Origin of the sequence: Geobacillus sp. BK01 (assembly GCF_052220245.1) — a bacterium.
In the GTDB taxonomy this organism is placed as follows: Bacteria; Bacillota; Bacilli; order Bacillales; family Anoxybacillaceae; genus Geobacillus.
This window is the reverse complement of record NZ_JBQPTH010000029.1, coordinates 1-26,120: the sequence shown is the minus strand read 5'-3', so window position 1 is coordinate 26,120 and position 26,120 is coordinate 1. Positions and strand designations below refer to the sequence as shown.

24 protein-coding genes, 2 rRNA genes and 2 riboswitches are annotated in these 26,120 nt (G+C 50.9%); of the genes, 19 read left to right on the top strand and 7 right to left on the bottom strand.

The window, feature by feature from the left end; all coding sequences use genetic code 11:
• Nucleotides 1-31 precede the first annotated feature (31 nt).
• From rrf to ACTVDO_RS16325, 6 genes are all read left to right on the top strand, one after another.
• A 5S ribosomal RNA gene (rrf, locus tag ACTVDO_RS16350) occupies nt 32-148 on the top strand.
• Between the two features lie 224 nt (nt 149-372).
• Entirely contained in the window at nt 373-831 is a 459-nt protein-coding gene (gene tsaE / locus ACTVDO_RS16345) for a tRNA (adenosine(37)-N6)-threonylcarbamoyltransferase complex ATPase subunit type 1 TsaE (RefSeq protein WP_020958457.1), read from the top strand.
• Nucleotides 828-1,568 (top strand): tRNA (adenosine(37)-N6)-threonylcarbamoyltransferase complex dimerization subunit type 1 TsaB, encoded by a 741-nt coding sequence (tsaB, locus tag ACTVDO_RS16340; RefSeq protein WP_020958458.1) that lies wholly within the window; start codon nt 828-830, stop codon nt 1,566-1,568. Before tsaE ends, tsaB begins: the two co-directional genes overlap by 4 nt.
• A complete protein-coding gene (gene rimI, locus ACTVDO_RS16335; protein WP_020958459.1) occupies nt 1,528-1,980 on the top strand; it encodes a ribosomal protein S18-alanine N-acetyltransferase in 453 nt (150 codons plus the stop codon). Before tsaB ends, rimI begins: the two co-directional genes overlap by 41 nt.
• Nucleotides 1,977-2,990, top strand: coding sequence for a tRNA (adenosine(37)-N6)-threonylcarbamoyltransferase complex transferase subunit TsaD (gene tsaD, locus ACTVDO_RS16330; protein ID WP_442901877.1), 1,014 nt, complete (start codon nt 1,977-1,979; stop codon nt 2,988-2,990). Before rimI ends, tsaD begins: the two co-directional genes overlap by 4 nt.
• A gap of 78 nt (nt 2,991-3,068) precedes the next feature.
• Nucleotides 3,069-3,344 (top strand): hypothetical protein, encoded by a 276-nt coding sequence (locus tag ACTVDO_RS16325; protein WP_442901876.1) that lies wholly within the window; start codon nt 3,069-3,071, stop codon nt 3,342-3,344.
• Here ACTVDO_RS16325 and ACTVDO_RS16320 read toward each other — a convergent pair.
• Nucleotides 3,329-5,260 carry an ABC-F family ATP-binding cassette domain-containing protein gene (locus tag ACTVDO_RS16320; protein WP_442901875.1) on the bottom strand — a complete coding sequence of 644 codons (1,932 nt, stop codon included), beginning with the start codon at nt 5,258-5,260 and terminating at the stop codon, nt 3,329-3,331. The genes ACTVDO_RS16325 and ACTVDO_RS16320 overlap by 16 nt on opposite strands.
• Nucleotides 5,261-5,358: 98 nt before the next feature.
• Here ACTVDO_RS16320 and moaC point away from each other — a divergent pair, with 98 nt between their 5' ends.
• The 4 genes from moaC to tatC are packed head-to-tail and all read left to right on the top strand — an operon-like array spanning nt 5,359 to nt 7,466.
• Nucleotides 5,359-5,847: a cyclic pyranopterin monophosphate synthase MoaC gene (gene moaC / locus ACTVDO_RS16315; RefSeq protein ID WP_020958463.1), complete on the top strand. Its 489-nt coding sequence runs from the start codon at nt 5,359-5,361 to the stop codon at nt 5,845-5,847.
• A gap of 15 nt (nt 5,848-5,862) precedes the next feature.
• Nucleotides 5,863-6,504 (top strand): redox-sensing transcriptional repressor Rex, encoded by a 642-nt coding sequence (locus ACTVDO_RS16310; protein WP_023817429.1) that lies wholly within the window; start codon nt 5,863-5,865, stop codon nt 6,502-6,504.
• A 15-nt stretch (nt 6,505-6,519) separates the two neighbouring features.
• Nucleotides 6,520-6,672: a twin-arginine translocase TatA/TatE family subunit gene (gene tatA, locus ACTVDO_RS16305; protein ID WP_020958465.1), complete on the top strand. Its 153-nt coding sequence runs from the start codon at nt 6,520-6,522 to the stop codon at nt 6,670-6,672.
• A 20-nt stretch (nt 6,673-6,692) separates the two neighbouring features.
• A complete protein-coding gene (gene tatC, locus ACTVDO_RS16300) occupies nt 6,693-7,466 on the top strand; it encodes a twin-arginine translocase subunit TatC (protein ID WP_442901874.1) in 774 nt (257 codons plus the stop codon).
• Nucleotides 7,467-7,504: 38 nt separating this feature from the next.
• Here the strand turns inward: tatC and ACTVDO_RS16295 are convergent, their stop codons facing one another.
• Both ACTVDO_RS16295 and ACTVDO_RS16290 read right to left on the bottom strand, forming a co-directional pair.
• Complete coding sequence (locus ACTVDO_RS16295; protein WP_020958467.1) at nt 7,505-7,684, bottom strand: YdiK family protein; 180 nt, start codon at nt 7,682-7,684, stop codon at nt 7,505-7,507.
• Nucleotides 7,681-8,415 (bottom strand): CPBP family intramembrane glutamic endopeptidase, encoded by a 735-nt coding sequence (locus ACTVDO_RS16290; RefSeq protein ID WP_020958468.1) that lies wholly within the window; start codon nt 8,413-8,415, stop codon nt 7,681-7,683. The genes ACTVDO_RS16295 and ACTVDO_RS16290 overlap by 4 nt, the downstream gene beginning before the upstream one ends.
• Before the next feature lie 357 nt (nt 8,416-8,772).
• On the opposite strand from ACTVDO_RS16290, the gene groES reads away from it, so the two are divergent.
• Complete coding sequence (gene groES, locus ACTVDO_RS16285) at nt 8,773-9,057, top strand: co-chaperone GroES (protein WP_020958469.1); 285 nt, start codon at nt 8,773-8,775, stop codon at nt 9,055-9,057.
• Between the two features lie 122 nt (nt 9,058-9,179).
• Nucleotides 9,180-10,799 (top strand): chaperonin GroEL, encoded by a 1,620-nt coding sequence (gene groL / locus ACTVDO_RS16280; RefSeq protein WP_020958470.1) that lies wholly within the window; start codon nt 9,180-9,182, stop codon nt 10,797-10,799.
• Nucleotides 10,800-11,125: 326 nt separating this feature from the next.
• Here the strand turns inward: groL and ACTVDO_RS16275 are convergent, their stop codons facing one another.
• A complete protein-coding gene (locus ACTVDO_RS16275; RefSeq protein ID WP_020958472.1) occupies nt 11,126-12,364 on the bottom strand; it encodes a cation:proton antiporter in 1,239 nt (412 codons plus the stop codon).
• A gap of 9 nt (nt 12,365-12,373) precedes the next feature.
• Nucleotides 12,374-12,868, bottom strand: coding sequence for a cation:proton antiporter regulatory subunit (locus ACTVDO_RS16270; protein WP_020958473.1), 495 nt, complete (start codon nt 12,866-12,868; stop codon nt 12,374-12,376).
• Between the two features lie 714 nt (nt 12,869-13,582).
• Here ACTVDO_RS16270 and fumC point away from each other — a divergent pair.
• Complete coding sequence (fumC, locus tag ACTVDO_RS16265; RefSeq protein ID WP_020958474.1) at nt 13,583-14,953, top strand: class II fumarate hydratase; 1,371 nt, start codon at nt 13,583-13,585, stop codon at nt 14,951-14,953.
• Between the two features lie 43 nt (nt 14,954-14,996).
• Here fumC and ACTVDO_RS16260 read toward each other — a convergent pair whose 3' ends face one another.
• Nucleotides 14,997-16,220, bottom strand: coding sequence for an Nramp family divalent metal transporter (locus ACTVDO_RS16260; protein WP_020958475.1), 1,224 nt, complete (start codon nt 16,218-16,220; stop codon nt 14,997-14,999).
• A gap of 128 nt (nt 16,221-16,348) precedes the next feature.
• Here ACTVDO_RS16260 and ACTVDO_RS16255 point away from each other — a divergent pair, with 128 nt between their 5' ends.
• From ACTVDO_RS16255 to ACTVDO_RS16235, 5 genes are all read left to right on the top strand, one after another.
• Nucleotides 16,349-17,305: an AAA family ATPase gene (locus tag ACTVDO_RS16255; RefSeq protein WP_020958476.1), complete on the top strand. Its 957-nt coding sequence runs from the start codon at nt 16,349-16,351 to the stop codon at nt 17,303-17,305.
• Nucleotides 17,306-17,307: 2 nt separating this feature from the next.
• The gene (locus tag ACTVDO_RS16250) at nt 17,308-18,477 is read left to right on the top strand and encodes a DUF58 domain-containing protein (RefSeq protein WP_023817431.1); all 1,170 of its coding nucleotides are present in this window, start codon (nt 17,308-17,310) and stop codon (nt 18,475-18,477) included.
• Nucleotides 18,474-20,633: a transglutaminase TgpA family protein gene (locus ACTVDO_RS16245; protein ID WP_020958478.1), complete on the top strand. Its 2,160-nt coding sequence runs from the start codon at nt 18,474-18,476 to the stop codon at nt 20,631-20,633. Before ACTVDO_RS16250 ends, ACTVDO_RS16245 begins: the two co-directional genes overlap by 4 nt.
• A gap of 41 nt (nt 20,634-20,674) precedes the next feature.
• Nucleotides 20,675-20,776, top strand: a riboswitch (purine riboswitch).
• A 64-nt stretch (nt 20,777-20,840) separates the two neighbouring features.
• Entirely contained in the window at nt 20,841-22,373 is a 1,533-nt protein-coding gene (guaA, locus tag ACTVDO_RS16240; protein WP_020958479.1) for a glutamine-hydrolyzing GMP synthase, read from the top strand.
• A 95-nt stretch (nt 22,374-22,468) separates the two neighbouring features.
• Nucleotides 22,469-22,570: riboswitch (purine riboswitch) on the top strand.
• A 92-nt stretch (nt 22,571-22,662) separates the two neighbouring features.
• Entirely contained in the window at nt 22,663-23,988 is a 1,326-nt protein-coding gene (locus ACTVDO_RS16235) for an NCS2 family permease (protein ID WP_020958480.1), read from the top strand.
• Between the two features lie 79 nt (nt 23,989-24,067).
• Here the strand turns inward: ACTVDO_RS16235 and ACTVDO_RS16230 are convergent, their stop codons facing one another.
• Nucleotides 24,068-25,333 (bottom strand): Glu/Leu/Phe/Val family dehydrogenase, encoded by a 1,266-nt coding sequence (locus ACTVDO_RS16230; RefSeq protein WP_020958481.1) that lies wholly within the window; start codon nt 25,331-25,333, stop codon nt 24,068-24,070.
• 659 nt (nt 25,334-25,992) lie between these two features.
• Here ACTVDO_RS16230 and ACTVDO_RS16225 point away from each other — a divergent pair.
• Nucleotides 25,993-26,120, top strand: a 16S ribosomal RNA gene (locus ACTVDO_RS16225); the annotation flags it as partial.

The window sequence follows — 26,120 nt, the reverse complement described above, 5'->3', positions numbered from 1 at the left end:
CAGGGAACGAATTCCTGACAACCTCATATGGCCTAGTGGTGATAGCGGAGGGGAAACACCCGTTCCCATCCCGAACACGGAAGTTAAGCCCTCCAGCGCCGATGGTAGTTGGGGCCAGCGCCCCTGCAAGAGTAGGTCGCTGCTAGGCAATCTCATTCACCAGGGAGTAGCAACACGCCTAATTCCCTTTTTTCTTTTTTGGACGGATATTTATCGTAGGACTGCCCAGGAGGCCCAGCGGCCTCAACAGGGCAGTCCTTTTGCTTTGCATTAGCCGGTTTTTTGGCATCGTCAGTGGCAACGTGGTGGTTCCTTATGGTAAAATTTCAAAAGCGAGAGTAAAGATGATAAAATGGGATAAGGTGGAACGCCATGAAGCAGTTTGAACTTACCGTGCATTCTCCGGAAGAGACGAAAGCGGTTGCCCGCCGGCTTGCAGAACGGCTTCGTCCAGGGATGGTCATCGCGTTAGAAGGTGATTTAGGAGCAGGGAAAACGACGTTTACGAAAGGGCTTGCCGAAGGGCTGGGCATTACGCAAAACGTCAACAGTCCGACATTCACGATCATCAAGCAGTATGATGGACGGCTGCCGCTTTACCATATGGATGTATATCGTCTTGAAGACGAATGGGAGGATCTTGGGTTTGACGAATATTTCAATGGCGACGGTGTTACAGTCGTCGAGTGGGCCCATTTGATTGCGGGCCAGCTGCCTGAGGAGCGGCTGACTGTTTCTTTGTTTCGCTATGGCGGCGATGAACGGAGACTTGTGTTTGAGCCGTTAGGGCGGCGCTATGAACAGCTATGCAAGGAGATTTTTGCGTCATGAAAATATTAGGGATTGATACATCAAATATGCCGCTTGGCATTGCTGTGGCGGATGGGGATGCCATTAAGGGGGAACTTGTGACGAGTGTAAAAAAGGATCATTCCGCCCGGGCGATGCCGGCTATTGAATCGTTGCTTCGGCAATGCGGGATGGCGCCCAATGAGCTCGATTTAATCGTTGTCGCCAAGGGTCCCGGATCTTATACTGGGGTGCGGATCGGTGTGACTATTGCGAAAACACTTGCTTGGTCGCTCGGCATCCCGATAGCCGGTGTATCGAGTTTAGAGGTGCTTGCCGCTAATGGCCGTTATTTTCCCGGCGTGATCGTTCCTCTGTTTGACGCGCGGCGCGGGCAGATTTACACTGGGTTGTACCGGTACGAGAACGGAGCCCTCCGTTGCCTCGAAGCGGACCGGATTGTAGCGGCGGACAAGTGGGCCGATCATTTACGCAGGCGGGAAGAGGATGTCTTGTTCATCGGGACGGATGCGCCGGTATATGGTGAACTGTTTCGGAGCCGCTTAGGCGGGCGGGCTTTCCTCGCGCCGCCGCCGTTAACATTGCCGCGGCCAGGTGAGCTCGTCATGCTTGGAAAAGAGAAAGAACATGAGAATCCGCATACGTTTGTGCCAAACTATATCCGCCTTGCGGAAGCCGAAGCGAAATGGCTTGCGAGACAAAAAGGGGACGGGGACGATGGGGATCGATGTACAATTCCGGCTGATGACCGTTCATGATATCGATGAGGTCGTGCAAATTGAACGGGCGTCGTTTACCGCGCCGTGGAGCCGGGAATCTTTTTACAACGAACTGATGTACAACCGTTATGCCAAATATATTGTCATGGTGTATCGCGGACGGATCATCGGGTATGCGGGGATGTGGCTCGTGATTGATGAAGCGCATGTGACGAACGTCGCCGTGCTGCCGCAGTTTCGCGGACAAAAGCTCGGCGAAGCGCTTATGCGCCGCCTGATGGAAACAGCCAGGCAGCATGGGGCGGCGACGATGACGTTGGAAGTGCGCGTCTCGAACCATGTCGCCCAGTCGTTGTACCGAAAGCTCGGGTTTCGCAATGGCGGCATCCGCAAACGGTATTATCCGGATAATTTTGAAGATGCGCTAGTGATGTGGGTGAAACTGAGATGAATGAAAACGTGCATGTATTAGGGATTGAAACGAGCTGCGATGAAACAGCGGCGGCCGTGGTGAAAAACGGAAAAGAGATTTTATCGAATGTTGTCGCATCGCAAATGGAAAGCCATCGGCGGTTTGGCGGCGTTGTGCCGGAAATTGCCTCGCGCCACCATGTCGAACAAATTACACTCGTCATTGAGGAGGCGATGCAGCAGGCTGGCGTATCGTTTTCCGATCTTGATGCCATTGCGGTGACGGCCGGGCCGGGGTTGGTTGGGGCGCTTCTTGTCGGGGTGAACGCTGCCAAGGCGCTCGCGTTTGCCCACGGCTTGCCGCTTATCGGGGTGCATCATATTGCCGGTCATATTTATGCCAACCAGCTCGTGGCGGAGATGAAATTTCCGCTGTTGGCGCTTGTCGTTTCCGGCGGGCATACGGAGCTTGTTTACATGGAAGGACACGGGGCGTTTCAAGTCATTGGCGAGACGCGCGACGACGCAGCTGGCGAAGCGTATGACAAGGTCGCCCGGGCGTTGCACTTGCCGTACCCAGGGGGGCCGCACATTGACCGGCTTGCCCATGAGGGGGAGCCGGTGATTGACTTGCCGCGGGCATGGCTCGAGGAAGGGTCGTACGATTTTAGCTTCAGCGGCTTAAAATCCGCCGTGCTCAATGTGCTTCATAATGCGAAGCAGCGCGGTGAGGAGATTGATCCGAAGCAGATGGCAGCGAGCTTTCAAGCGAGCGTCATCGATGTGCTAGTGACGAAAACCGTGCAGGCGGCGAAACAGTACGGTGTGCAGCAAGTGCTGCTCGCCGGCGGGGTGGCGGCCAACCGCGGGTTGCGGTCCGCGCTGCAAGACAAAATGAAAGAGCTCCCGGATGTGGAGCTGGTCATCCCGCCGTTGTCGTTATGCACCGACAACGCGGCGATGATCGCCGCGGCCGGAACGGTAATGCATCAACAAGGCAAGCGAGCCGACCTAGCACTCAATGCCAATCCAGGCTTGCCACTTATGTAGTTGAAAATAAAGAACAAAAGGGTGGTTGCTTGCAGTAGGCAAGAGAACCGCCCTTTTTGTTTAGGGAGCAAGTTTTGGTTGTCTTCGATCGAAAGGGGTTGTGTATATTTTTATCCACAAGATGTGGGCAATGTGGAAAAGGCGAGAAAATACTACAAACATAAGGGCAGCAATACACAGTGCGTTTTGGGCAAAAGGAAGGGATTGTTTGTGGATAATGTGGAAAAGTCGGTGAATAACTTATATTTCACAGGTGGAATTGTGGATTTTTTTGTGGATAATGTGACTAACTTAAAAAAACAGCCCGCCACGATCACGGGCGGGCTATGGGGATGGGGTTATAGTGAAGTGTAAAGCTGTTCCCATTCGGCCAATAACTTTTCCACTTGTTGTTTTCGCTCTTCGTTTTGTTGCGACAACTGCTGCACGGTTTCATAATCGCCATAAACAGACGGGTCGCATAATTGCTGTTCCACTTCGGCGATTTGCGCCTCAAGCGCCTCGATCTCAGCCTCGATCTCATCCAGACGGCGTTGGCGCTGGCGCTGCCGCTTTTTCTCTTCCTTTTCCTGTTCATAAGTGGATTTGGTCGATTCACTGCTGTCCGGCGTTTTGTCCGGGTGGGCGTTGAGGCGCGCCAGTTCGCACATTTCCGCTTTTTTGGCGATGTAGTAATCGTAGTCGCCTAAATATTCGGTGAGGCCGCCGCTTGATAGCTCGAACAGCTTCGTCGCAATTCGGTTAATGAAATAACGGTCGTGGGAGACGAACAAAATGGTACCTGGATAGTCGATGAGCGCTTGTTCGAGCACCTGTTTGCTGTCGAGATCCAAATGGTTGGTCGGCTCGTCCAAAATAAGAACGTTCGCCTTTTGCAGCATCAGTTTGGCGAGCGCCAGGCGCGCCTTTTCCCCGCCGCTTAACGCCGAGACCGGTTTTAAGACGTCATCGCCGGAAAATAAAAAGTTGCCGAGCACGGTGCGGATTTCTTTCTCGGTTTTGTCCGGGTAGGCATCCCATAGTTCATCAAGCACTCGTTTATTCGATGATAAATCGGCTTGATTTTGATCATAATAGCCGATTTGGACGTTTGAGCCGTAGCGGAGCCTTCCTGCTTGGACAGGAAGCCGACGGGCGACCGCTTTTAGCAATGTTGATTTGCCGATGCCGTTCGGTCCGACTAAGGCGATGCTTTCTCCACGCGTGATGCGAAAGCTGATTTGACGGATGACGGGTGTTCCCTCGCCGTAACCAACGGTCAGTTCTTCGGCGGTAAGCACTTCATGGCCGCTAGGCCGTTCGATCGAGAAGGAAAAGGAGGCCGATTTCTCATCTCCAGTGGGGCGTTCGAGCCGTTCCATTTTTTCTAGCTGTTTTCGTCGGCTTTGCGCTCGTTTGGTCGTCGAGGCGCGGGCGATGTTGCGCCGGATGAAGTCTTCGAGACGGGCGATTTGTTCTTGCTGTTTCTCATATCGTTTTAACTCTTGTTCATATTGCTCGGCCCGTTGTTCCAAATAGCGGCTATAGTTGCCCGTATACCGCTTAAGTGTCGCGTTGGACAGCTCGTATACCTCAGTGACGACTTTATCCAAAAAGTAGCGGTCGTGGGAAACGAGCAGGACGGCGCCAGGGTATGCCTGCAAATATTGCTCCAACCAAGAGAGTGTTTCAAGATCCAAATGGTTGGTCGGCTCGTCTAAAATCAGCAAATCCGGCTTAGATAATAGAAGTTTTCCGAGGGCGAGCCGCGTCCGCTGTCCGCCGCTTAGCGAGGAAACGGGCGTTGTTTTGTAATCGTATGACGAAAATTGCAGCCCGTGCAAAACAGAGCGGATGTCGGCTTCGTACTGGTAGCCCCCTTGTTCTTTGTACTGCTCTTGCAGTTCGTCATAGGCTTTGAGCGTTTTTTCGTAGCGAGATGGATCGGCGAGCACATCCGGGTCGCCAAGTTGGGTGCCGAACTCTGCCAACTGTGCTTCGATCGCCCGAAGCGGTGCGAACACGTCGAGCATCTCGTCCCAAATGGAACGTGACGAGTCAAGACTGCTGCTTTGCGCCAAATAGCCCATTTTGATATGGCTCGGCTTGATGATTTCGCCGCTGTCGTAAGAAAGTTCTCCGGCGATGATTTTTAACAATGTCGATTTTCCTGCGCCGTTGCGGCCGACGAGGGCAACTCGGTCGCGGGACTGTATTTCTAGTTTTATATTCGATAAAATAAGGTCAGCGCCAAAATATTTCGTGAGCTGGTGCACCTGCAAAATCATCATGTCGTTTCACCTCTCGGAATAGTTTAACGTATGTCGTCAAAACGGTCAAAGACAGATAATGAAAAATCGTGTATAGTTTATAAGTGGAGGAGATTGTCTTGTCGTCGTTTACTCATTTCAATGAACAAGGACGCGCGAAAATGGTCGATATTACCAACAAGGAAGACACGGTACGGGTGGCAGTGGCAAAAACGAGCATCACCGTCAGCGAAGAGATTTATGAAAAAATAACGAACAACGCCATCGGGAAAGGGGACGTGTTGGCCGTGGCCCAAGTGGCCGGAGTGATGGCGGCGAAAAAAACGGCCGATCTCATTCCGATGTGCCATCCGCTCATGTTAAAAGGCGTCGATATTGCCTTTGCTTGGGAAAAAGAGGCGGAAGCGTATAAACTTGTGATGACCGTGACGGTCAAGACGAAAGGGAGCACAGGGGTGGAAATGGAAGCGCTGACGGCCGCCTCGGTGTGTGCGTTAACCGTGTATGATATGTGCAAAGCGATTGATAAAGGGATGATCATCGGTCCGACGTATTTGGTCGAAAAAACGGGCGGGAAGTCCGGCCATTATCGACGGAAAACCGATTAGTTGGGGGATGAAACCATGAGCAACGAACAACCGAAAATTCCGCAGGCAACCGCGAAACGGCTGCCGCTGTATTACCGGTTTTTGAAGAACTTGCATGCGTCAGGCAAACAGCGTGTATCCTCTGCCGAGCTAAGCGAGGCGGTGAAAGTCGACCCGGCGACGATTCGCCGCGACTTTTCGTATTTTGGCGCCCTCGGCAAAAAAGGGTACGGGTATAATGTGAATTATTTGTTGTCGTTTTTCCGCCAAACGCTTGAAGAGGATGAAGTGACGGAAGTCGCCTTGTTCGGAGTCGGCAATTTAGGCACCGCCTTTTTAAACTACAACTTTTCGAAAAATAACAACACAAAAATTGTCATGGCGTTTGATGTCGATGAACGGAAAGTCGGATCGACAGTCGGCGGTGTGCCAGTCTATCATCTCAATGAGCTCGAGGAGCGGCTTGGCGGCGATATTCCGGTCGCCATTTTAACCGTGCCGGCCGCGGTGGCCCAAGCGCTTACCGACCGCCTTGTCGCCCGGGGGATTAAAGGCATTTTAAACTTCACCCCGGCGCGCTTGAATGTACCGAGGCATATCCGCGTCCACCATATCGATTTGGCCATTGAATTGCAGTCGCTCGTTTATTTTTTGAAAAATTATCCATCGCCATCATAAAGGAGAGAATAAAGCGTGAAATACATTTTGATTGTCCTTGTGATTTTGCTGCTGTTTGGCGCGAAAAAATTGCCGGAGCTCGGGCGGTCGTTCGGCCAGTCGCTGCGCGAGTTTAAAGATGCAACGAAAGGGTTGGCCGATGACGAGGAAAACAAAACCGACCGGTGACAAGGCAGGATGGGGAAACGATGAATGACAAAGAAATGTCGGTGTATGAACACCTCGGAGAGCTGCGGAAACGGCTTATCATCGTGCTTCTCTTTTTCGCCGCGGCGCTCATTGCCAGTTTCTTCTTTGTCAATGACGTTATTGTGTATTTGCAGCAGACCGCCGAGGCAAAACAACTAACGATGAACGCTTTCCGTCTCACCGATCCGATTAAAGTATATTTTCAGTTTGCCTTTGTGATCGCCGCTGTGCTGTCTGCTCCGGTGTTGCTGTACCAAATTTGGGCGTTTGTCAGCCCAGGGCTGTATGAAAAAGAGCGGCGGGTGACGCTCAGCTATATTCCGGCGTCGATCATTCTATTTTTAGCTGGGGTTAGTTTTGCGTATTTCGTCTTGTTTCCATTTGTCGTCCGGTTTATGAATCAGTTGGCGGAACGGCTCGGCATTCAACAGATGATCGGCATTAACGAATATTTCCAGTTTTTGCTCCAGCTCGTGTTGCCGTTTGGCATTGTGTTTCAGCTGCCGATTGTTGTGTTGTTTTTCACCCGTTTAGGATTGATTACGCCGCAACTTCTTGTTCACATCCGCAAGTATGCGTATTTGGCTCTGTTGATATTGGCGGCGGCCATTACACCGCCAGATGTGTTGTCGCAAGTGATCGTCATGATTCCACTGACGCTTTTGTATGAAGGAAGCATATGGATTGCAAAAATTGGCTATCGAAAGGCACAATTAGCGGCGGAGCAGGAAAGCGTTGATTCACGTTACGGACAACAGCGAGAGGACGGTTGATACGGCGCCAGGCAAAAACCCTCCCCAACGGGAGGGTTTCATCGTCTTGGTGTGAAGAACAGGCGAAGGGCAGTGCTGAAATCAAAAGCGGCCAACGCTGCCAACGCGATCGTCGTGACATTCCAAATGGTTTCATGGACGCTTTCAATCGCCAAATACGTAAACAGGAAGCCCAAGATGAAATACGGGAGCGAAAACAGCCGCGGGTGGCGCGTCATAGCCAAAACCTCCAAACAGCCAACGGCAGTTCCGCCTGACGCATCATGTTTTCCAATTCATCAGCCAACAAAATTTGAACGACAACGACAAACGTATTCATCGCTACGTGGGCGAACATTGGCACGAAAATGCGCCCGGTTTTGGCGTATAAAAAGGCGAATACCATCCCCATGGACGTGTACAAAAGCAAATGTTCCGGCTCCATGTGCACGATGGCGAACAGAAGAGAGCTGACCAGTGCCGCAAACCAAAAGTTGTACTTTTCATAAAGCGAGCCAAAAATGATTTTGCGGAAAATGAGCTCCTCTAAAATCGGGCCGACGATCGACGTGACGACGACGAGCAATGGCGTCAGGCGGATGATGTCAATGATGTGCTGTGTGTTTTCCGAGCCTGGCTCGATGCCCAATAGACGCCATTCGATATTGGCAGCAATGCTTTGCGATGCGAGCGCCAAAAAGACGCCCGAGATCGCCCACATCCATGACGAAGCAAGCGACAGACGCCGCATCGCCCGCTCATCGCGGTCGCCGCGGAGCAACCATAAAATGATGGCAAAAGCCAATAAAAAGCTGATGACCGCCCAATACCCGGAGGCGATTTTCGCTGCTTCAAGGCGTGTTTGTGCACCTTGACCAACGCCGAGGGCACGGAGGAGCGGCACGCCGACAAAGGCAGACAGCTGCATGGCGATATATGTGATAATGACATACCAGTAGTGGCGTTTCAAATCACTTTACCCCTTTATTTCAAATATATCCGTATTGTAGCACATGTTCCGCGAAATGATAAGAAAAGCGCGCCTATCAGAGGCGGATCGTGATGGCAAAAAAATGAGCAGACGCTGTTTATCGGTTTCGGAAATGTGCAATAATGAAAACGGGTTCGAGCGGACAGGCGCATGGGCTGAGGGGGCGGTTCAGCTCATTTTCTCCTTTCCTCTCGTATAAAAGAAAAACAGTTATTTTTTTGTATTTCCTACTTGCAAAACGGAGAAGAGTTCATTAATATTATAAGTGTGTTAGCACTCGATTGTGATGAGTGCTAATAAGAACGGTGAAAACTATCGTTAAGGAGGTTGTTTCCCGTGTTGAAGCCATTAGGCGATCGTATTGTCATTGAAATCGTGGAAACCGAAGAAAAAACGGCCAGCGGCATCGTGCTGCCGGATACGGCGAAAGAAAAGCCGCAAGAAGGCCGCGTCGTTGCTGTCGGCACAGGCCGCGTGCTCGATAACGGCCAACGTGTCGCGCCGGAAGTCGAAGTCGGCGACCGGATCATTTTCTCGAAATATGCCGGCACGGAAGTGAAATACGACGGCAAAGAATACTTAATTTTGCGTGAAAGCGATATTTTAGCCGTCATCGGCTAATATATGCGTTTACCACATAAACATTCTGAAAAACATACGAAATACGCAACTTTATTCATGACACGAATACTTAACTTTTTTACGGCATGCAGTGCGACTAATTCATAAGGAGGTAACGGGGTATGGCAAAAGAAATTAAGTTCAGCGAAGAAGCGCGCCGTGCGATGTTGCGCGGGGTGGACAAACTCGCAGATGCGGTGAAAGTTACGTTGGGTCCGAAAGGCCGCAACGTTGTATTGGAGAAAAAATTCGGTTCTCCGCTCATCACGAATGACGGGGTAACCATTGCAAAAGAAATCGAGCTCGAAGATCCGTTTGAAAACATGGGCGCGAAATTAGTCGCTGAAGTCGCCAGCAAAACGAACGACATCGCTGGGGACGGGACGACAACTGCTACCGTATTGGCGCAGGCCATGATTCGTGAAGGCCTGAAAAACGTAGCAGCCGGCGCGAATCCGATGGGCATCCGCCGCGGGATTGAAAAGGCGGTGGCGGTTGCTGTTGAAGAGTTAAAAGCCATCTCCAAACCGATCAAAGGGAAAGAGTCGATTGCTCAAGTTGCTGCGATCTCGGCGGCTGATGAGGAAGTCGGTCAATTGATCGCTGAAGCGATGGAACGCGTCGGCAATGACGGCGTCATCACGCTCGAAGAATCGAAAGGCTTTACGACAGAACTCGATGTTGTCGAAGGGATGCAATTCGACCGCGGCTATGTTTCGCCGTACATGATTACGGATACGGAAAAAATGGAAGCTGTTCTCGAAAATCCGTACATCTTGATTACGGACAAAAAAGTATCGAGCATCCAAGAACTGTTGCCGATTTTAGAACAAGTCGTCCAACACGGCCGTCCGCTCTTGATCATTGCCGAAGATGTCGAAGGCGAAGCATTGGCAACGCTCGTCGTCAACAAACTGCGCGGTACGTTCAACGCGGTAGCCGTTAAAGCGCCTGGCTTCGGTGACCGCCGTAAAGCGATGCTCGAAGACATTGCGATTTTAACAGGCGGTGAAGTCATCTCCGAAGAGCTCGGTCGCGAACTGAAATCGACAACGATTGCGTCGCTTGGCCGTGCGTCGAAAGTGGTCGTGACGAAAGAAACGACGACGATCGTCGAAGGCGCTGGCGATTCTGAACGCATCAAAGCGCGCGTCAACCAAATTCGTGCGCAGCTTGAAGAAACAACGTCTGAATTCGACCGCGAAAAACTGCAAGAACGCTTGGCGAAATTGGCTGGCGGCGTAGCAGTGATCAAAGTCGGCGCGGCAACGGAAACGGAATTGAAAGAACGCAAACTGCGCATCGAAGACGCGCTCAACTCGACTCGCGCTGCAGTTGAAGAAGGCATTGTTGCCGGCGGTGGCACGGCGTTGATGAACGTTTACAACAAAGTCGCGGCCATCCAAGCAGAGGGCGATGAGGCAACGGGTGTGAAAATCGTCTTGCGGGCGATCGAAGAGCCGGTTCGCCAAATCGCGCAAAACGCTGGTTTGGAAGGCTCGATCATTGTTGAGCGTCTGAAAAACGAAAAAGCAGGTGTTGGTTTCAATGCGGCAACGGGCGAGTGGGTAGACATGATCGAAGCCGGTATCGTCGACCCGACGAAAGTAACTCGTTCGGCGCTGCAAAACGCTGCATCTGTTGCCGCCATGGTGCTGACAACAGAAGCCGTTGTGGCTGACAAACCGGAGGAAAATAAAGGCGGCAACCCGAGCATGCCGGACATGGGCGGCATGATGTAATCTTACCGCAAAAAACCTTGGAACACTGGGGGTTTCCCCGGTGTTCTTTTTCTTTTGGCCGCATTTTGACCACGAAAATCATCCATGTTGGATCAAAACTCCTATTGCTTGGATGTGATTCATATTTTTCTTTCGTGAAAGAGCCATTTATCTACAGTTTGAGGGGAATATATAGGCCGTTGCTCGTCACGGATTTTAAGGGAGGAGAGGAGAAAGATGAACAACGAAAAAGAAGGCGGAGCGAACCGCCTTTTTGGCCATGTGATCGGTGAAAATCAATCGCGTTTTTTCTTGTCACTGAAGCGTTCGCCCGGGTAGGAGAGCGTTCAGTTTTTTTCTGCAACTTTTAGCTTTTCTTTCTTTTCATTTTTGGCTTTTTCGTCCCATTTGAATACTTTGTTCAGCCATTTATAAACACTTTTGCTCTCTCTTGCGAAGAGCGGTCCTAATATAGCAAGCATAAGAACGTAAAGGGCTGTAAACGGGGTTAGTATAGGGTTTAACCCTGCTGTAATCCCCAGGTTCGCCACAATAATGGAAAACTCGCCGCGCGCCGTAATCGTTAACCCGATGTTTGTGGAGGCTTTGTGGGATAAACCTGCTCTTCTCCCGGCTATCATGCCGGCCACCATATTGGCGATTAAGGTCACGACGACAGCCCCTAAGGAGAGCCAAAACGCATCAATTAAAGTGGAAGGGTCAATACTCAATCCGAAGCTAAAGAAAAAGACGGCTCCAAAAAAGTCTCGGAACGGAATCACTAAATGTTCAATGCGATCGCGATGTTCCGTTTCTGAAAAGACAAGCCCGAGCAATAAGGCGCCAATAGCCTCGGCAACGTGAATGGTTTCGGAAAAACCGGCAATAAAAAACAGAATGGCGAATATGACGATGATAAATATTTCATCGGATTTAATGTTTAGCCATTTATTGAGCAAAGGTGCTCCTTTTCGGGCGACGACAAAAAACAGCAACATGTAGCCGACGGACGTTAACACAGACAAGCTGATTCCCAAAAATGAGGTGGAACCGGAAAGCAAAAAGCCTGAGATTGTCGTTAAAAATAGTGCTAAAAAAATGTCGTCAAAAAGGATCATTCCTAAAATAAGCTCTGTTTCCGGATTGGCGGTTCGTTTTAAATCGACGAGAACTTTTGCTACAATCGCGCTCGACGATACACTAAGAAGTCCGGCAATAATAAGCGTTTCTGACCAAGGCATTCCGACGATCCGGCCGTAAAGCAGCCCTAAAACGAAGTTTAACGCGACATAAAAGCTTCCGCCGATCACAATGTTTTTTCCGGACTTAATCAACTTGCCTACAGAAAACTCGAGACCTAAATAAAAGAGTAAAAATAGCACCCCGATTCTTCCTAAAAATTGGATGATTTCATTGCTTTCGATAAAGGTTAAGTCAATGATCCCAATCGTGGGGGCATGAGGACCTACTATCATACCGATGATAATGAGAAAGGGGATAATCGAGAAATTCAACCTGTTAGCGATCATGGCTCCGATAGCAATTAAAACGAGCGCAGTTCCCACTTCCAATACTAAGTGATCCATTTATTTACATCACTCCTTATTCGACAACAATTTGCTGATAATTTCCTTAATCTGTTGCCTTTCTCCAGATATCACTAATGTATCTCCGGCTTCAATCACTGTATCTGGTCCAGGATTATGAGATTTTTGGGAGTGTTTCTTTTTAATGGCAATCACTGTAACACCAAATTGGCTTCTTATATCGAGATCACCGATTTTTTTATTGACAGCGGGGGCGTTTGGCTCCACCTGAAACCATTCGATAATTAAATCATCAAAAGCAAATTCAACGCTCTCAAGCGCCTTTGGTTTGTAGGCCATTCCCCCGAGTATGCCGGCGATTTGCCGCGCCTCTTGGTCGCTTAATGTGACACTGCTGACCACTTCATCGTAATCGTCGGAATCAAAGTGATAAATTTCCCTTCTCCCATCATCATGGATCACGATGACGAGTTTATCTTGGTTTCGAGTAATAATTTCGAATTTACAACCAATTCCCGGAAGTTCGCTTTCTCTAATATTCATGACCATGCTCCTCCTTGTGAATGTTTGTTTATTAATAAAGGTGCCGGTTTAGGTGTAGGCACCTGTATCGGACAAGTAGTTCTTGATTTGTATTGATCAGAGATGATTTACAATCATTTTTAATTTGGTTTTTAAGCGGACGTGTGCGTGGACGATGAGTTAGTTTATGTATAGTCTACCCATATTGGTGCAAGTCATCCCTTTTTGGTTCATCACCAAAAGATGTACTTGACTTTTAAAGACAAACATGATAGCAATGTTGCTCAAAGAGATGTGTGGTATAAAAAGGAAAAATGCTGTTTTGATTTTCTCTATCATGATCGTCTTTCTTTGTCAAGTACACTTTGTGGTGAAGAGCCCCCTTTTTGTAAAAATAGGGTTAAATTCCATAAAATATACTTAAAAAGAAAAACATCCAAGTAGAGGAAACTAAAATCACTATTTCCCTACTGAATTATTGGATATCGTATTTTGTTAAATATTGGTGCAAGATTTGTCTTGAAAATGCAAGTCCCCTTTTTGATGATGGGTCAAAAATTTTTTAATGGAATATTTTTTAGGTAAAAGGAATGATATTACTTTTCTGTTTTGTTGTTTTATTTATGATTTATTATAACAGTTAAAATATCTTTTTTCATCGATTTTGACTTGTTGAATGGGGCAAAACGGGAATAACAACATAATGAAGGCGTTTACTCGAAGGAGGATCATCCGATGAACGAACGAATTGAACGCGATTCGCTCGGTGAGGTGCGGGTGCCGGCCGATAAGTACTGGGGTGCGCAGACGGAGCGAAGCCGGCAAAACTTTCGCATCGGCACGGAAACAATGCCGTTGGAACTCATTTACGCCTACGCTGAGCTGAAAAAGGCGGCGGCCGTCGTCAACCATCGGGTTGGGAAATTGAGTGAAGCGAAGCAACAGGCGATTGTCGCCGCGTGCGAGGAAATTTTGGCGGGCCGATGGGATGACCATTTTCCGCTCGTCGTCTGGCAGACGGGAAGCGGGACGCAGACAAATATGAATGTCAACGAAGTGGTGGCGAGAAGAGCGAACGAGCTGCTCGCGGACGGTGAGGGGAGCATCCATCCGAACGATGATGTGAATATGTCACAAAGTTCGAACGACACGTTTCCGACAGTGATGCATATCGCGATCTACACAAAAATTCAAACGCACCTTCTGCCAGCGCTTGACGGCTTGATCGAAACGTTTGCTGAGAAAGCACGCCAATATGAGAAGACGATCAAAATCGGGCGCACCCACTTGCAAGATGCCACACCGCTCACGTTTGGGCAGGAGATTTCCGGGTGGCGGACGATGCTTGGAAAAAGCAAAGCGATGATCATGGAGGCGAGTGAGAAGCTGCTTGATTTGGCGATCGGCGGTACGGCGGTCGGCACCGGGATCAATGCGCCGCCGGGATTTGGCGAGCAGGTAGCCGAGCAGCTAAAAGCGCAAACCGGTTATCCATTCCGCTCGGCGGCGAACAAGTTCCATGCGTTAACGAGCCATGATGAGATCGTGTACGTCCACGGGGCGTTGAAGGCGCTCGCCGCCGATTTGATGAAAATCGCCAATGACATCCGCTGGCTGGCAAGCGGACCGCGCTCGGGGCTTGGCGAAATCATCATTCCGGCGAATGAACCAGGAAGCTCGATCATGCCGGGCAAAGTGAATCCGACGCAAAGCGAAGCGATGACGATGGTCGCCGTGCAGGTGTTCGGCAATGACGCCGCCATCGGTTTTGCGGCGAGCCAAGGCAACTTTCAATTGAATGTGTTTAAACCGGTCATCGCCTACAACGCCATCCAGTCGGTGCAACTGCTCGGCGATGCGATTCGTTCGTTTGATAAGCGGTGCGCCCAAGGGCTGAAAGTGAACGAAGCGAAGATGAAGGAGTATGTGGAGCGTTCGCTCATGCTCGTGACGGCGTTAAGCCCGCATATCGGCTATGACCGGGCGGCGGAAATCGCCAAACTTGCCCACCGCGAAGGGTTGACGCTCAAGGAAGCGGCATTAAAAACCGGGTATGTTACCGTTGAGCAGTACGAGCAATGGGTAAGACCAGAAAAGATGATTTAGTCCAAAAACGCCCATCCCGTGAAAAACGGGATGAGCGTTTTTTCTAGGCAAACAGGCGGATTAGTTCATTGATGGACAATACGGCAAACAGTGCCAGGCAAAGAGCGAGCAGTGCGTTCGACAGCCAATGGTTGCGTCCTTCGTTCGGAAGCGCTTTTTTCGAATTAAGCAAGTAAAGAAGTGTGACAGCCAAAAACGGCATAAACAGCGCGCCGAGCGCTCCATAGACGATAATGAGTCCGACCGGTTTGCCGATGAAATGCAAGAGCATCGGCGGGAAGGTGAGCCAAAAGACGTAGAACCGGAACGCTTTTGTCCGGTTGAGCGATTCTGCGCCCACAGGTTTCTTTCGCACATTGCGGACAAAATCGGCAAACAAATACGAAACGCCGTTCCAAACGCCGATGACCGACGTAAATGACGCCGACCAAAAGCCGAGCAAAAAGAGCCAACGGGCAGCCGGATTCAGTTCGTTGCCCATGATCGTGGCGAACGAGACAAGTCCTTGCTCGCCGCTGATCGTCGTGTCAGTGCCGTACAGCAAGGCTGCCCCAAGCACAAGCAGCGATAAAGTAAAGATGGCGGTGACGATATAGGCAATAGCGGAGTCATAGCGCATCGGCGACACATAGGAGCGGCCTTTCCATCCGTTTTCCTGCAGCCAGTAACCGTATGATGCCATCGTGATCGAACCGCCGACACCGCCGATCAGTCCGAGAGCGTATAACAGCGAGCCTTTCGGCAAGTCGGGCACTGCCGTTTTCCAAAGATCGTCCAGTTGCGGCAAGACAAGAAGAGCTGAGCCGACAACGGTAATGAACATGAGTCCGACGAGCACGTTCATAACTCGCTCAAACAATTGAAAGCGGCCGGACCAAGTAATCGCAAAGCCGGCTACTCCGTGGATGACGGCCCACGCCCAAAGCGGGATGGACGGGATCATCGCTGACATCGCCAAGGCGCATGATGACGTGCCGGCCGCCCCATAGACAAATCCCCAAATGATGGCGTACACGCCAAAATAAATCGAGGCCCATTTCCCCATCGATTGCCAGCCCTCGAAAATGGTTTTGCCGCTGAGCAAATGCCAACGGCCGACCCCTTCATTCAACACAAATTTGAACACTGCACCGACGATAATCGCCCACATAAAGACAAGGCCGTAGTTCGTTCCGGCGACAAGGGCGGCCACCAAGTCTCCAGCCCCGACCCCGGTCGCAGCGACAATCAGCCCCGGACCGATCATCGTCCATTTGGGTTTTCCCATTTTTCTCCTCCCCTTTGTTGCAAATTGATTCCAAAAGTTGCGTATATTCGATATTATATTAATAGTATAAACGATATATTGTCTACCTCTAAAAGATTCATTGATTACGATAAAAGGAGTTTGATGTCATGGCGATTAACGAACCGCTGCTTTCCTCCTTTGAAAAGGTTGTCCGCAACATTGAGCAAGTTATCGTCGGGAAACGAGAGGTCATCCTCCTCAGTTTAACAGCGTTATTGGCTAAAGGTCATGTGCTGCTTGAAGACGTTCCCGGCGTCGGCAAGACGATGTTGGTGCGTGCGTTGGCGAAATCGTTCAGCGCTGAGCTGAAGCGCATTCAATTTACGCCGGACTTGTTGCCGAGCGATGTGATCGGCGTTTCCGTTTATAATCCGAAAACGCAGCGGTTTGAGTACAAGCCCGGGCCGATCGTCGCCCATATCGTGCTTGCCGATGAGATCAACCGGACGTCGCCGAAGACGCAATCGGCGCTCCTGGAAGCGATGGAAGAAGGAAGCGTGACCGTTGACGGCGTCACCCGGGCGCTGCCGCAGCCGTTTTTAGTGATGGCGACGCAAAATCCGATTGAATATGAAGGAACGTACCCGCTCCCCGAGGCTCAGCTTGACCGGTTTTTGGTGAAGCTGCACATGGGCTATCCGTCTCCCGACGAGGAAATCGAAATGTTAAACCGGTTGGAAAAAGCGGCGCCGCTTTCGGAGATCGGGCCGGTGATGTCGCTTGACGAACTGCTGGCCCTGCAACAAAAGGTTTCGGATGTGCATGTGAGCGACACGGTGAAGCGGTATATCGTCGATCTTATTCAGCAAAGCCGAACACATGAAGCGGTCTATTTAGGCGTCAGCCCGCGCGGGTCAGTCGCCTTGATGAAGGCGGCGCAAGCGTACGCATGCATTCATGGCCGCGATTTTGTCATCCCGGATGATGTGCAGCACCTCGCTCCCTACGTGTTGGCTCATCGCCTGCTTATTCGCCCGGAAGCGAAATGGGACAAGCTTGATGCTGAAATGGTCGTCAGTCAGCTTGTTGCCCGCACGCCAGTGCCGGTGCAAGGGCGGAGGTAACGATGAAGAGAACATGGAACAGGCGTTGTTGGCCTGCTCTCGCCCGGCTGTTGCTCTTGACGGCGGTTTTGTTTTCGTACGCTATGTTCCAAGGTGGGTTTGTCAGCTGGTTTTTGTTTTATAGTTTTTTGCCGTTTGGGTTGTATGCGCTCTTGATCGCGATATATCCGCTTAAGCGCACCGCGGTCCGGCGGACGGTGCCGGCCGGGCGCCGCTACTGGGCCGGGGATCGCATTCCTGTCACCGCCCACATCGATTTGCCATGGCTGATTCCGATGGCGGCCGTGGTGGTGGCTGAAGGGGAGCAGAACGGAGGGGCAATGATCGCCTGGCCGTTGCGCCGCCGCCTCGTTTGTACGTGGTCGCTTTCTTTGCCGCGCGGTCGTCATTCGTTGGATACGATTCGCCTCGAGGTGCACGATGCGTTTGGTTGGGTCCGCAAAACGGCTTCATTTCATGCCCCGTGCACCGTCATCGTTTACCCACGCTATATCGAATGGCCGGCTGAGGCGGTGCGCGAATGGTTTGCGCACGGAAAAGCGGCGCGGCCCATTCCGCTTCACCGCGATATGGTGGTCGCAGCCGGCGCCCGTGAGTACGTGCCTGGGGATAAAATGTCGTGGGTGCATTGGAAGGCGTCGGCGCGCAGGCAGGAGCTGATGACAAAAGAATTCGATGAGCAGCGCAACGACGATTGGATCGTAGTGCTCGACGGCGCGCCGTCCCGATCGTTTGAGGAGCTCGTGACGCTCGCCGCTTCTGTGGCAAAGGCGTTGATCGATGACGGAGTGCCGGTCGGGTTGCTTGTGGCTGGAAAAGAGCGTTCTTTTGTAAAGCCGCGCCGCCATAATGACCAGTGGCAGTCGCTCCTTCTCAAGTTGGCGGAAGCGCACGATGACCGGAACGAGCCTCTCGCCCGCATCTTGATGGAGGAAATCAACGACCGGACAGCGGCTGGATACATCATGGTCACGTCCTCGTTATCCGCCGAATGGGTCGGGCAGCTGCGCGAAATGGCATCAAAGCGCCGTGTCGTGCTGTACGTTGTCAGTGACAGGTGGGGGGAGGAAGAGCGAAATGAGGCGGATCGGCTGCGCCATAGCGGAGTGTATGTGTCGCACATCGCCCCGCCCACCTTGCAAACCGTCTGGCAAGGAGGGAAGGAGAAATGAAACAGTTGGCGTCTACGGTCATATCCGTCGCGCTGCCCAACATGGTTGCCGCCTGGCTGCTTATGGAATGGCTTTGGCCGCTTGGCACGTTGACAGACACAGAACATATCGAAACGTTCGCTTTGTTTGTCGCCGTTTGTTTCCTGTTTTACGCCCTTCGCCTTCCTGTCTGGCTGTCGGCTTTCGGAAAAACCGCCTTTATATGGTGGGCGCTTGACGGTTGGTTTGATGGACGGTCAATCTGGGGGATCCCGCATCGCCTTTGGCGGGATAGTCTTGTTTGGCTGGAGGCGGACGCTTCATCCATGCCGAGCGATTTAGTGCGCACAGTCGCGTTTTTTGCGCTTTTATGGGCGGCGTCGTTTGCCTGGCATTGGTTCGTTATGCGGAGAAAATGGTGGTTTGTCCCGTACGCGGCGACAGTCTGCTATGTCACTGTGCTTGATACGTTTTCGCCGCATAGCGGCAACGCGGCGATCGTCCGTCTTGTCGGGATTGGGTTTTTGGCGTTTGCTTGGCTGCATGGCGAGCGGCTGCGGACTGGGGGAATGGTGTTTGCGGCCGGAAAGTGGCGGGCAGTGGCGTTGTTCCTTCCTGCCATTGCGGTTGCTTTTGGATATGCGGGGCCTAAGCTGCCGCCCCAATGGCCGGATCCGGTGGCGTTCATCCGCAGCTATGCCGCCAATCCGGGAGAAGATCCCGATGTCCCGGCGGCCGTTGGGGTCAAGAAAATCGGCTATGGGCAAAATGATTCGCGGCTCGGCGGCCCGTTTATCGCTGATGATACAGTTGTTTTCATGGCGGAAGATGCGCGCCGCCATTATTGGCGAGTGGAAACGAAAGACATTTATACTGGAAAGGGATGGGAGGCATCCGGAAGCGAGCAAGTCCGTTCATTTGAAAACGGGGCGCCAGTCGGGTATGAATGGTGGAGCGACAACGTCAAGACAGTCGAGCAGATGGCGGAAATCACCCGACATGATCAAGCGTTTCATCTTATCTATCCGCTCGGCTTGCAGCGAGTGCAAACGGCCAATGCCATTGTCTACCGGATGCATCTGGCGACAGAAAAAATTTATACGACCGACGCCAATGCGAATGCCCTTCCGATCCGCCGGTATACGCTCACGTATATGGAACCGGATTTTCCGATCGAGGTGTTGCGGGCAGCGCCTCCTGTCCAAGATCCACTCCTTTTGAAACGTTATACACAACTGCCGGATACGCTTCCGCAGCGGGTGCGCGATCTCGCGAAACAAATTGCTGATGGAAACGAGACGGCGTACGATCAAGTGAAAGCCATTGAACAATATTTCCATATGAACGGGTATACGTACGAAACGACGGACGTTGCCGTTCCAGGAGCCCATCAAGATTACGTCGACCAGTTTTTGTTTGAGACAAAGCAAGGGTATTGCGACAACTTCTCGACTTCTATGGTCGTGCTCGTGCGCTCGCTTGGCATCCCAGCGCGCTGGGTGAAAGGCTATACGTCGGGACGGCTTATTGGGGAACGGGACGGGCAAAACGTTTACGAAATCCGCAACAATGACGCACATTCGTGGGTGGAGGTGTATTTTGAAGGCGTCGGCTGGGTGCCGTTCGAGCCGACGCAAGGGTTTGTCAACCCGTATTCGTTCTCGCTTACCTCGCCAAATCCGGAAGAGCCGGCGCCGGCTTTGCAACCGGAAGAACAGGAAACGCCGCGGGTGCCGCTTGATCAATTGCTTGAGCAGCCTTCGACAACGGGGGAACGTTGGTGGAAGAAGATGGCAGACGCTTGGTCATGGCAAACAGGGTTGGCTGCGCTGGCGGCGGCGGCCGCGCTTGGAGGGGTTGGCTATGCGACAAGGAGAAGATGGTGGCCGCGCTGGACGCTCTTTCGGTTTCGCCGCCGGCAAAGCAGCGGACCGGAATGGCTCGTCCCTGCGTATTCTGCGTTGCTGCGCCATTTGCACGATTACGGGGTGAAGCGGAAACCGCACGAAACGTTACGTCAATACGCCGCCCAAGTGGACCGGTTATTCGAGACCGATGAAATGGTGCGGCTGACGAAATGGTATGAACAGGTTGTTTACGGTGTGGGCTATGGTGCGGACGATAGTCTTGAGGTGCGCCAATTGTGGGAAAATTTAATAAAAAAGACGATCTCTTGACCGCCTGCCGGCAAGTTGATAGAATGAATTCAAATTTGCATACGAATAGGACGCAAGCCCTTCATATATGCGCGGGAATATGGCCTGCGTGTCTCTACCGGGCCGCCGTAAACGGCCTGACTATGAAGGCAGAAGACGCTGCCATTCTGCCTTCATCCGTGTTTTTTGGGCGCTGGCAGCGCTTATTTTTTGGACGGGGTGGAGAACATGAACCAGGAAATGATCGTCGTGTTGGACTTCGGAAGCCAATATAACCAACTGATTACCCGCCGCATTCGCGAATTTGGCGTTTACAGCGAACTGCACCCGCATACGATTCGCGCCGACGACATTCGCGCGTTGAACGCGAAAGGGATCATTTTTTCCGGCGGGCCGAACAGCGTGTATGATGAGCAGGCATTTTCATGTGATCCGGCGATTTTTGATCTCGGGCTGCCGATTCTTGGGATTTGCTACGGTATGCAGCTCATGGCGCACCATTTAGAGGGCAAGGTGGAAAAAGCGGCGCACCGTGAGTACGGGAAGGCGCTCATTCAAGTAAAAAACAACTCGCTGCTTTTCCACGGCCTGCCGGATGAGCAAGTCGTCTGGATGAGCCACGGCGATTTAGTGACTGCGCCGCCGCCTGGTTTTACTGTTGATGCGACAAGCGCTTCGTGTCCGATCGCCGCGATGAGCGATGAACAGCGAAAATGGTATGGGGTGCAATTCCATCCGGAAGTGCGCCATTCTGTTTATGGAAACGATGTGTTGAAGCGGTTTGTTTTTGACGTATGCGGATGCCGTGGCGACTGGACGATGGAAAACTTCATTGACGAACAAGTGCACCGCATTCGTGAGCAAGTCGGCGGGAAAAAAGTGTTGTGCGCCTTAAGCGGCGGGGTTGACTCGTCGGTTGCAGCCGTGTTGGTGCACCGTGCCATCGGCGATCAGCTCACCTGCATTTTTGTCGATCACGGCCTTCTTCGCAAAGGCGAAGCGGAAAGCGTCATGAAAACATTCCGTGAGCAGTTCCAGATGAACGTCATTAAAGTTGATGCGAAAGAACGCTTTTTGGCGAAACTAAAAGGGGTCGCTGATCCAGAACAAAAACGGAAAATCATCGGCAACGAGTTCATTTATGTATTTGATGACGAAGCGGCCAAGCTCGAAGGCATCGAATTTTTAGTGCAAGGCACGCTTTATACCGATATTATCGAAAGCGGCACGGCGACGGCGCAAACGATCAAATCGCATCATAACGTCGGCGGTTTGCCGGAAGATATGAAATTCGAACTGATCGAACCGCTCAATACGTTGTTTAAAGACGAAGTGCGCGCCCTCGGCACGCAATTGGGGATTCCGGACGAAATCGTTTGGCGCCAGCCGTTCCCGGGACCGGGGCTTGGCATTCGCGTCCTTGGTGAAGTGACGGAAGAAAAGCTCGAAATCGTCCGCGAATCGGATGCGATTTTGCGCGAAGAAATTCAAAAAGCGGGGTTGGACCGTGACATTTGGCAATATTTCACCGTTCTCCCCGATATTCGCAGCGTCGGAGTGATGGGGGACGCCCGCACGTATGATTATACGGTCGCCATTCGTGCGGTGACATCGATCGACGGGATGACCGCCGATTGGGCTCGTATTCCATGGGATGTGCTCGAGCGGATTTCAACGCGCATCGTCAATGAAGTGCCGCATGTCAACCGCGTCGTCTATGATATTACAAGCAAACCGCCAGCGACAATTGAGTGGGAATAAATTGATAAACCCGAACAAAAGACGGGCATTTCTGATGAAATGTTCGTCTTTTTTCTTGACAATGGTTGTTGGTGTTGATACAATAACCGTGGATTGTGAATAATGTCGAATTCCGTCGTATAATCCCGGGGATACGGCTCGGGAGTTTCTACCAGGCTACCGTAAATAGCTTGACTACGAGGAATGTGAAGTAGGGAGTCAATGTCCTCTCTATATTCGCTATTCCTTCCTAGTCAACGCTTCTGGTAGCGACAGAAGCGTTTTTACTTTTTATATAGGGGGGACAGACGTGAGAAAGTATTTTCAATTTGACGAGCTCGGTACGAACTACCGGACAGAGATCATCGCCGGGTTGACGACGTTTTTGTCGATGGCGTACATTTTGTTCGTTAACCCGTTTACATTGTCGTTAGGGGCGGTTCAAGATTTTCCTGATGAACTGCGCATTGATCAAGGAGCGGTGTTTGTCGCTACCGCCTTGGCTGCAGCATATGGGTCGATTTTAATGGGGGTATTGGCCCGCTACCCGATCGCCCTGGCGCCGGGGATGGGGCTGAACGCCTTCTTTGCCTTCACGGTTGTGCTGCACATGGGGATTCCGTGGCAAACGGCGTTAGCCGGTGTGTTTGTCTCGGGTATTATTTTTACGATTTTATCGCTCACTGGCATTCGTGAAAAAATTATTGACGCCATCCCTGTGGAATTGAAGTATGCCGTTGGCGCCGGAATCGGGCTGTTTATTACGTTCATCGGCCTGCAAAACGCCGGCATCATTGTCAATAACGATGCCACATTAGTCGGATTGAGTGATTTGAAGGACGGTAATACATTGCTTGCCATTTTCGGTTTGTTCATCACCGTCATTTTAATGGTGAAAAAGGTAAACGGCGGCGTCTTTTACGGCATGGTCATTACGGCTGTTGTCGGTATGATTTTCGGCTTGATTGAAGTACCGAAGCAAATTGTCGGTGCCATTCCAGATATTTCGCCGACATTTGGCGTCGCCATCGAACACTTGCCGGATATTCTCTCGCTGAAAATGCTTGGCGTCGTCTTGACGTTCTTTATTGTCGACTTTTTCGATGCGACCGGTACCCTTTTGGCGGTTGCCAACCAAGCCGGATTGTTAAAAAACAACAAACTGCCGCGCGCCGGCAAAGCGTTGCTCGTTGACGCAACTGCCGTCATGGTTGGGGCGGTATTCGGCACATCGACCACAACATCATACATCGAATCGTCGGCCGGTGTCGCCGCCGGGGGGCGTTCCGGGTTTTCCGCGGTCGTGACGGGGATTTTGTTCCTGCTCGCGCTGTTTTTCTCGCCGCTGTTAAGCGTCATCACCGCACCGGTCACCGCGCCGGCTTTGATCATCGTCGGTGTCTTAATGGCCTCGTCGATCGGCGAAATCGACTGGAAGAAGTTTGAGGTGGCGGTGCCGGCGTTCTTCACGCTCATCACGATGCCGCTCTCCTATAGCATTGCCACCGGCATCGCTGTCGGTTTCATCTTCTATCCGATCACGATGCTGTTGAAAGGCCGCGGCAAAGACGTGCATCCGTTGTTGTATGTGTTGTTTGTCGTCTTTATTTGTTACTTCGTCTTTTTGCGGGAATAGGCATTCACAATCAAGGGCAGTTCTTCCAAAAGCCGTGTTACCGGCTCTTGGAAGGCTGCCTTGTTTTATGGAAGAACGGTTATACCCAACCGCGTGCTTTCATAGCTTCTGCCATTCGTTTGATTGAAATGATGTAAGCAGCAGTACGCAAATCTGTCCCGTACTGTTCAGCGGTTTCGTGAACTGCGTGGAAGCTTCGGACCATGATATCGGCTAGTTTCTGATTAACTTCTTCTTCGCTCCAATAATAGTTCATCAAGTTTTGTACCCACTCAAAATAAGAAACAGTGACGCCGCCCGCATTAGCAAGGATATCGGGAATGACCATAATGCCTTTGCCCGACAAAATTTGGTCTGCTTCCGGAGAAGTTGGCCCGTTTGCCGCTTCCGCTATAATTTTTGCCTGGATACGATCGGCATTGGCAGCGGTAATGGCGTTTTCCAAGGCGGCTGGAACTAAAATATCGACGTCGAGTTCTAATAACTGCGATGGCTCGATTTCGTATTGGGCACCATAGTCAAGCAAAGTTTGGTGATCTTTTACATGTTCGACTGTTGCGAGATTTAATCCGTCCGGATCATAGATGGCGCCTGTTGAATCGCTGACAGCCACAATTTTACATCCGAGTTCAGCGAGCAATTTTGCCGCAATGCGTCCTGCATTTCCAAATCCCTGGATCGCAACCGTAGCTCCTTTTAATGGCAGATGGAGTTTTTTCATCGCTTCCTGAATGGTAATGACACAGCCGCGTGCCGTCGCTTCATTTCTACCTTTTGAACCACCAATAATAAGCGGTTTTCCGGTGATCACTCCCGGAGAGAAAGCGTGATTCATGCGGCTGTATGTATCCATCATCCAGCCCATGATTTGTGGATTTGTATATACATCAGGAGCGGGGATATCCTTATCCGGACCGATGATTTGCGAAATTGCCTCAATAAATCCGCGGCTGACTCGTTCGAGCTCCCCGGTGCTTAGCGTTCGCGGATCACAAATAACCCCCCCTTTTCCTCCCCCGTAAGGAAGGCCGACAACCGCACATTTAAACGACATCCACATCGATAATGCTTTTACTTCATCTAGTGTGATATCCGGATGGAATCGGATTCCGCCTTTAGTTGGACCTAAGGCATCGTTGTGTTGGGAACGGTAGCCTTCAAATATTTGAATGGAACCGTCATCCATCTTCACAGGAAAGGACACGGACAGGACACGCATAGGACGCTTTAACATTTCAACGATATGAGGCTCCAAACCAAGTTTTTCCGCTGCGGTTTCAATCTGCTTTTTGGCGACTTCGTACGGGTTTAAGTTCTCTTTGGAGTCTTCTTTTGTGACAATCATCTGCAATTCCCCCTGGCTTGATTGGTTGGATTACGCTGATGTAATAATCCTATCACAGCCATTTATATTTACTCAATATTGATAATAAATATTAATTTTAAAAAATAGTGACACGAGATATCGCAGTGTAGTAGTTCTGGAAGCAAAAGTGTGATTCACACGGGAGATTTGACGGGAATTCGAAAAAGAACTAAAAGGAAGAGAGACAAGAGGTGTTCGTGGCATAGGTGTTTTATCAGGTTTAGCAAACGATTCGTTATAAAGTTGAAAGCGAGCATCCGCATGGCGCTGGTGAATCTTAATTGTATGAACCGAACTGGCCTGTGTAGTGATCGGGTCATCGTGGAAAGAAATCAACACAAGATTCGTTTTGGTTGCACGAAATGCGTGTGCACTATTCATAGTAACCTAAAAAATCTTGAATCAACCGTTGACACATCAAAAAGGAGGTGCTATATTAATAAAGCCGCATCAATGCGGTAAAAAAACAAAAAACATATTGACATAAGAAAAAAGAAATGATATATTATAAGAGTCGCTTTTGATTAAAGTGAATTTCTGAAGCGAAGGGATAAGTTTGTTCCTTGAAAACTGAACGAAACGAAGCGCGAGCGTTTCGACACCTTCGGTGTCGACGCTAATGAAGCCAATCAACTTTCTTTTTGGAGAGTTTGATCCTGGCTCAGGACGAACGCTGGCGGCGTGCCTAATACATGCAAGTCGAGCGGACCGGATCAGGGCTTGCTCTGGTTTGGTCAGCGGCGGACGGGTGAGTAACACGTGGGCA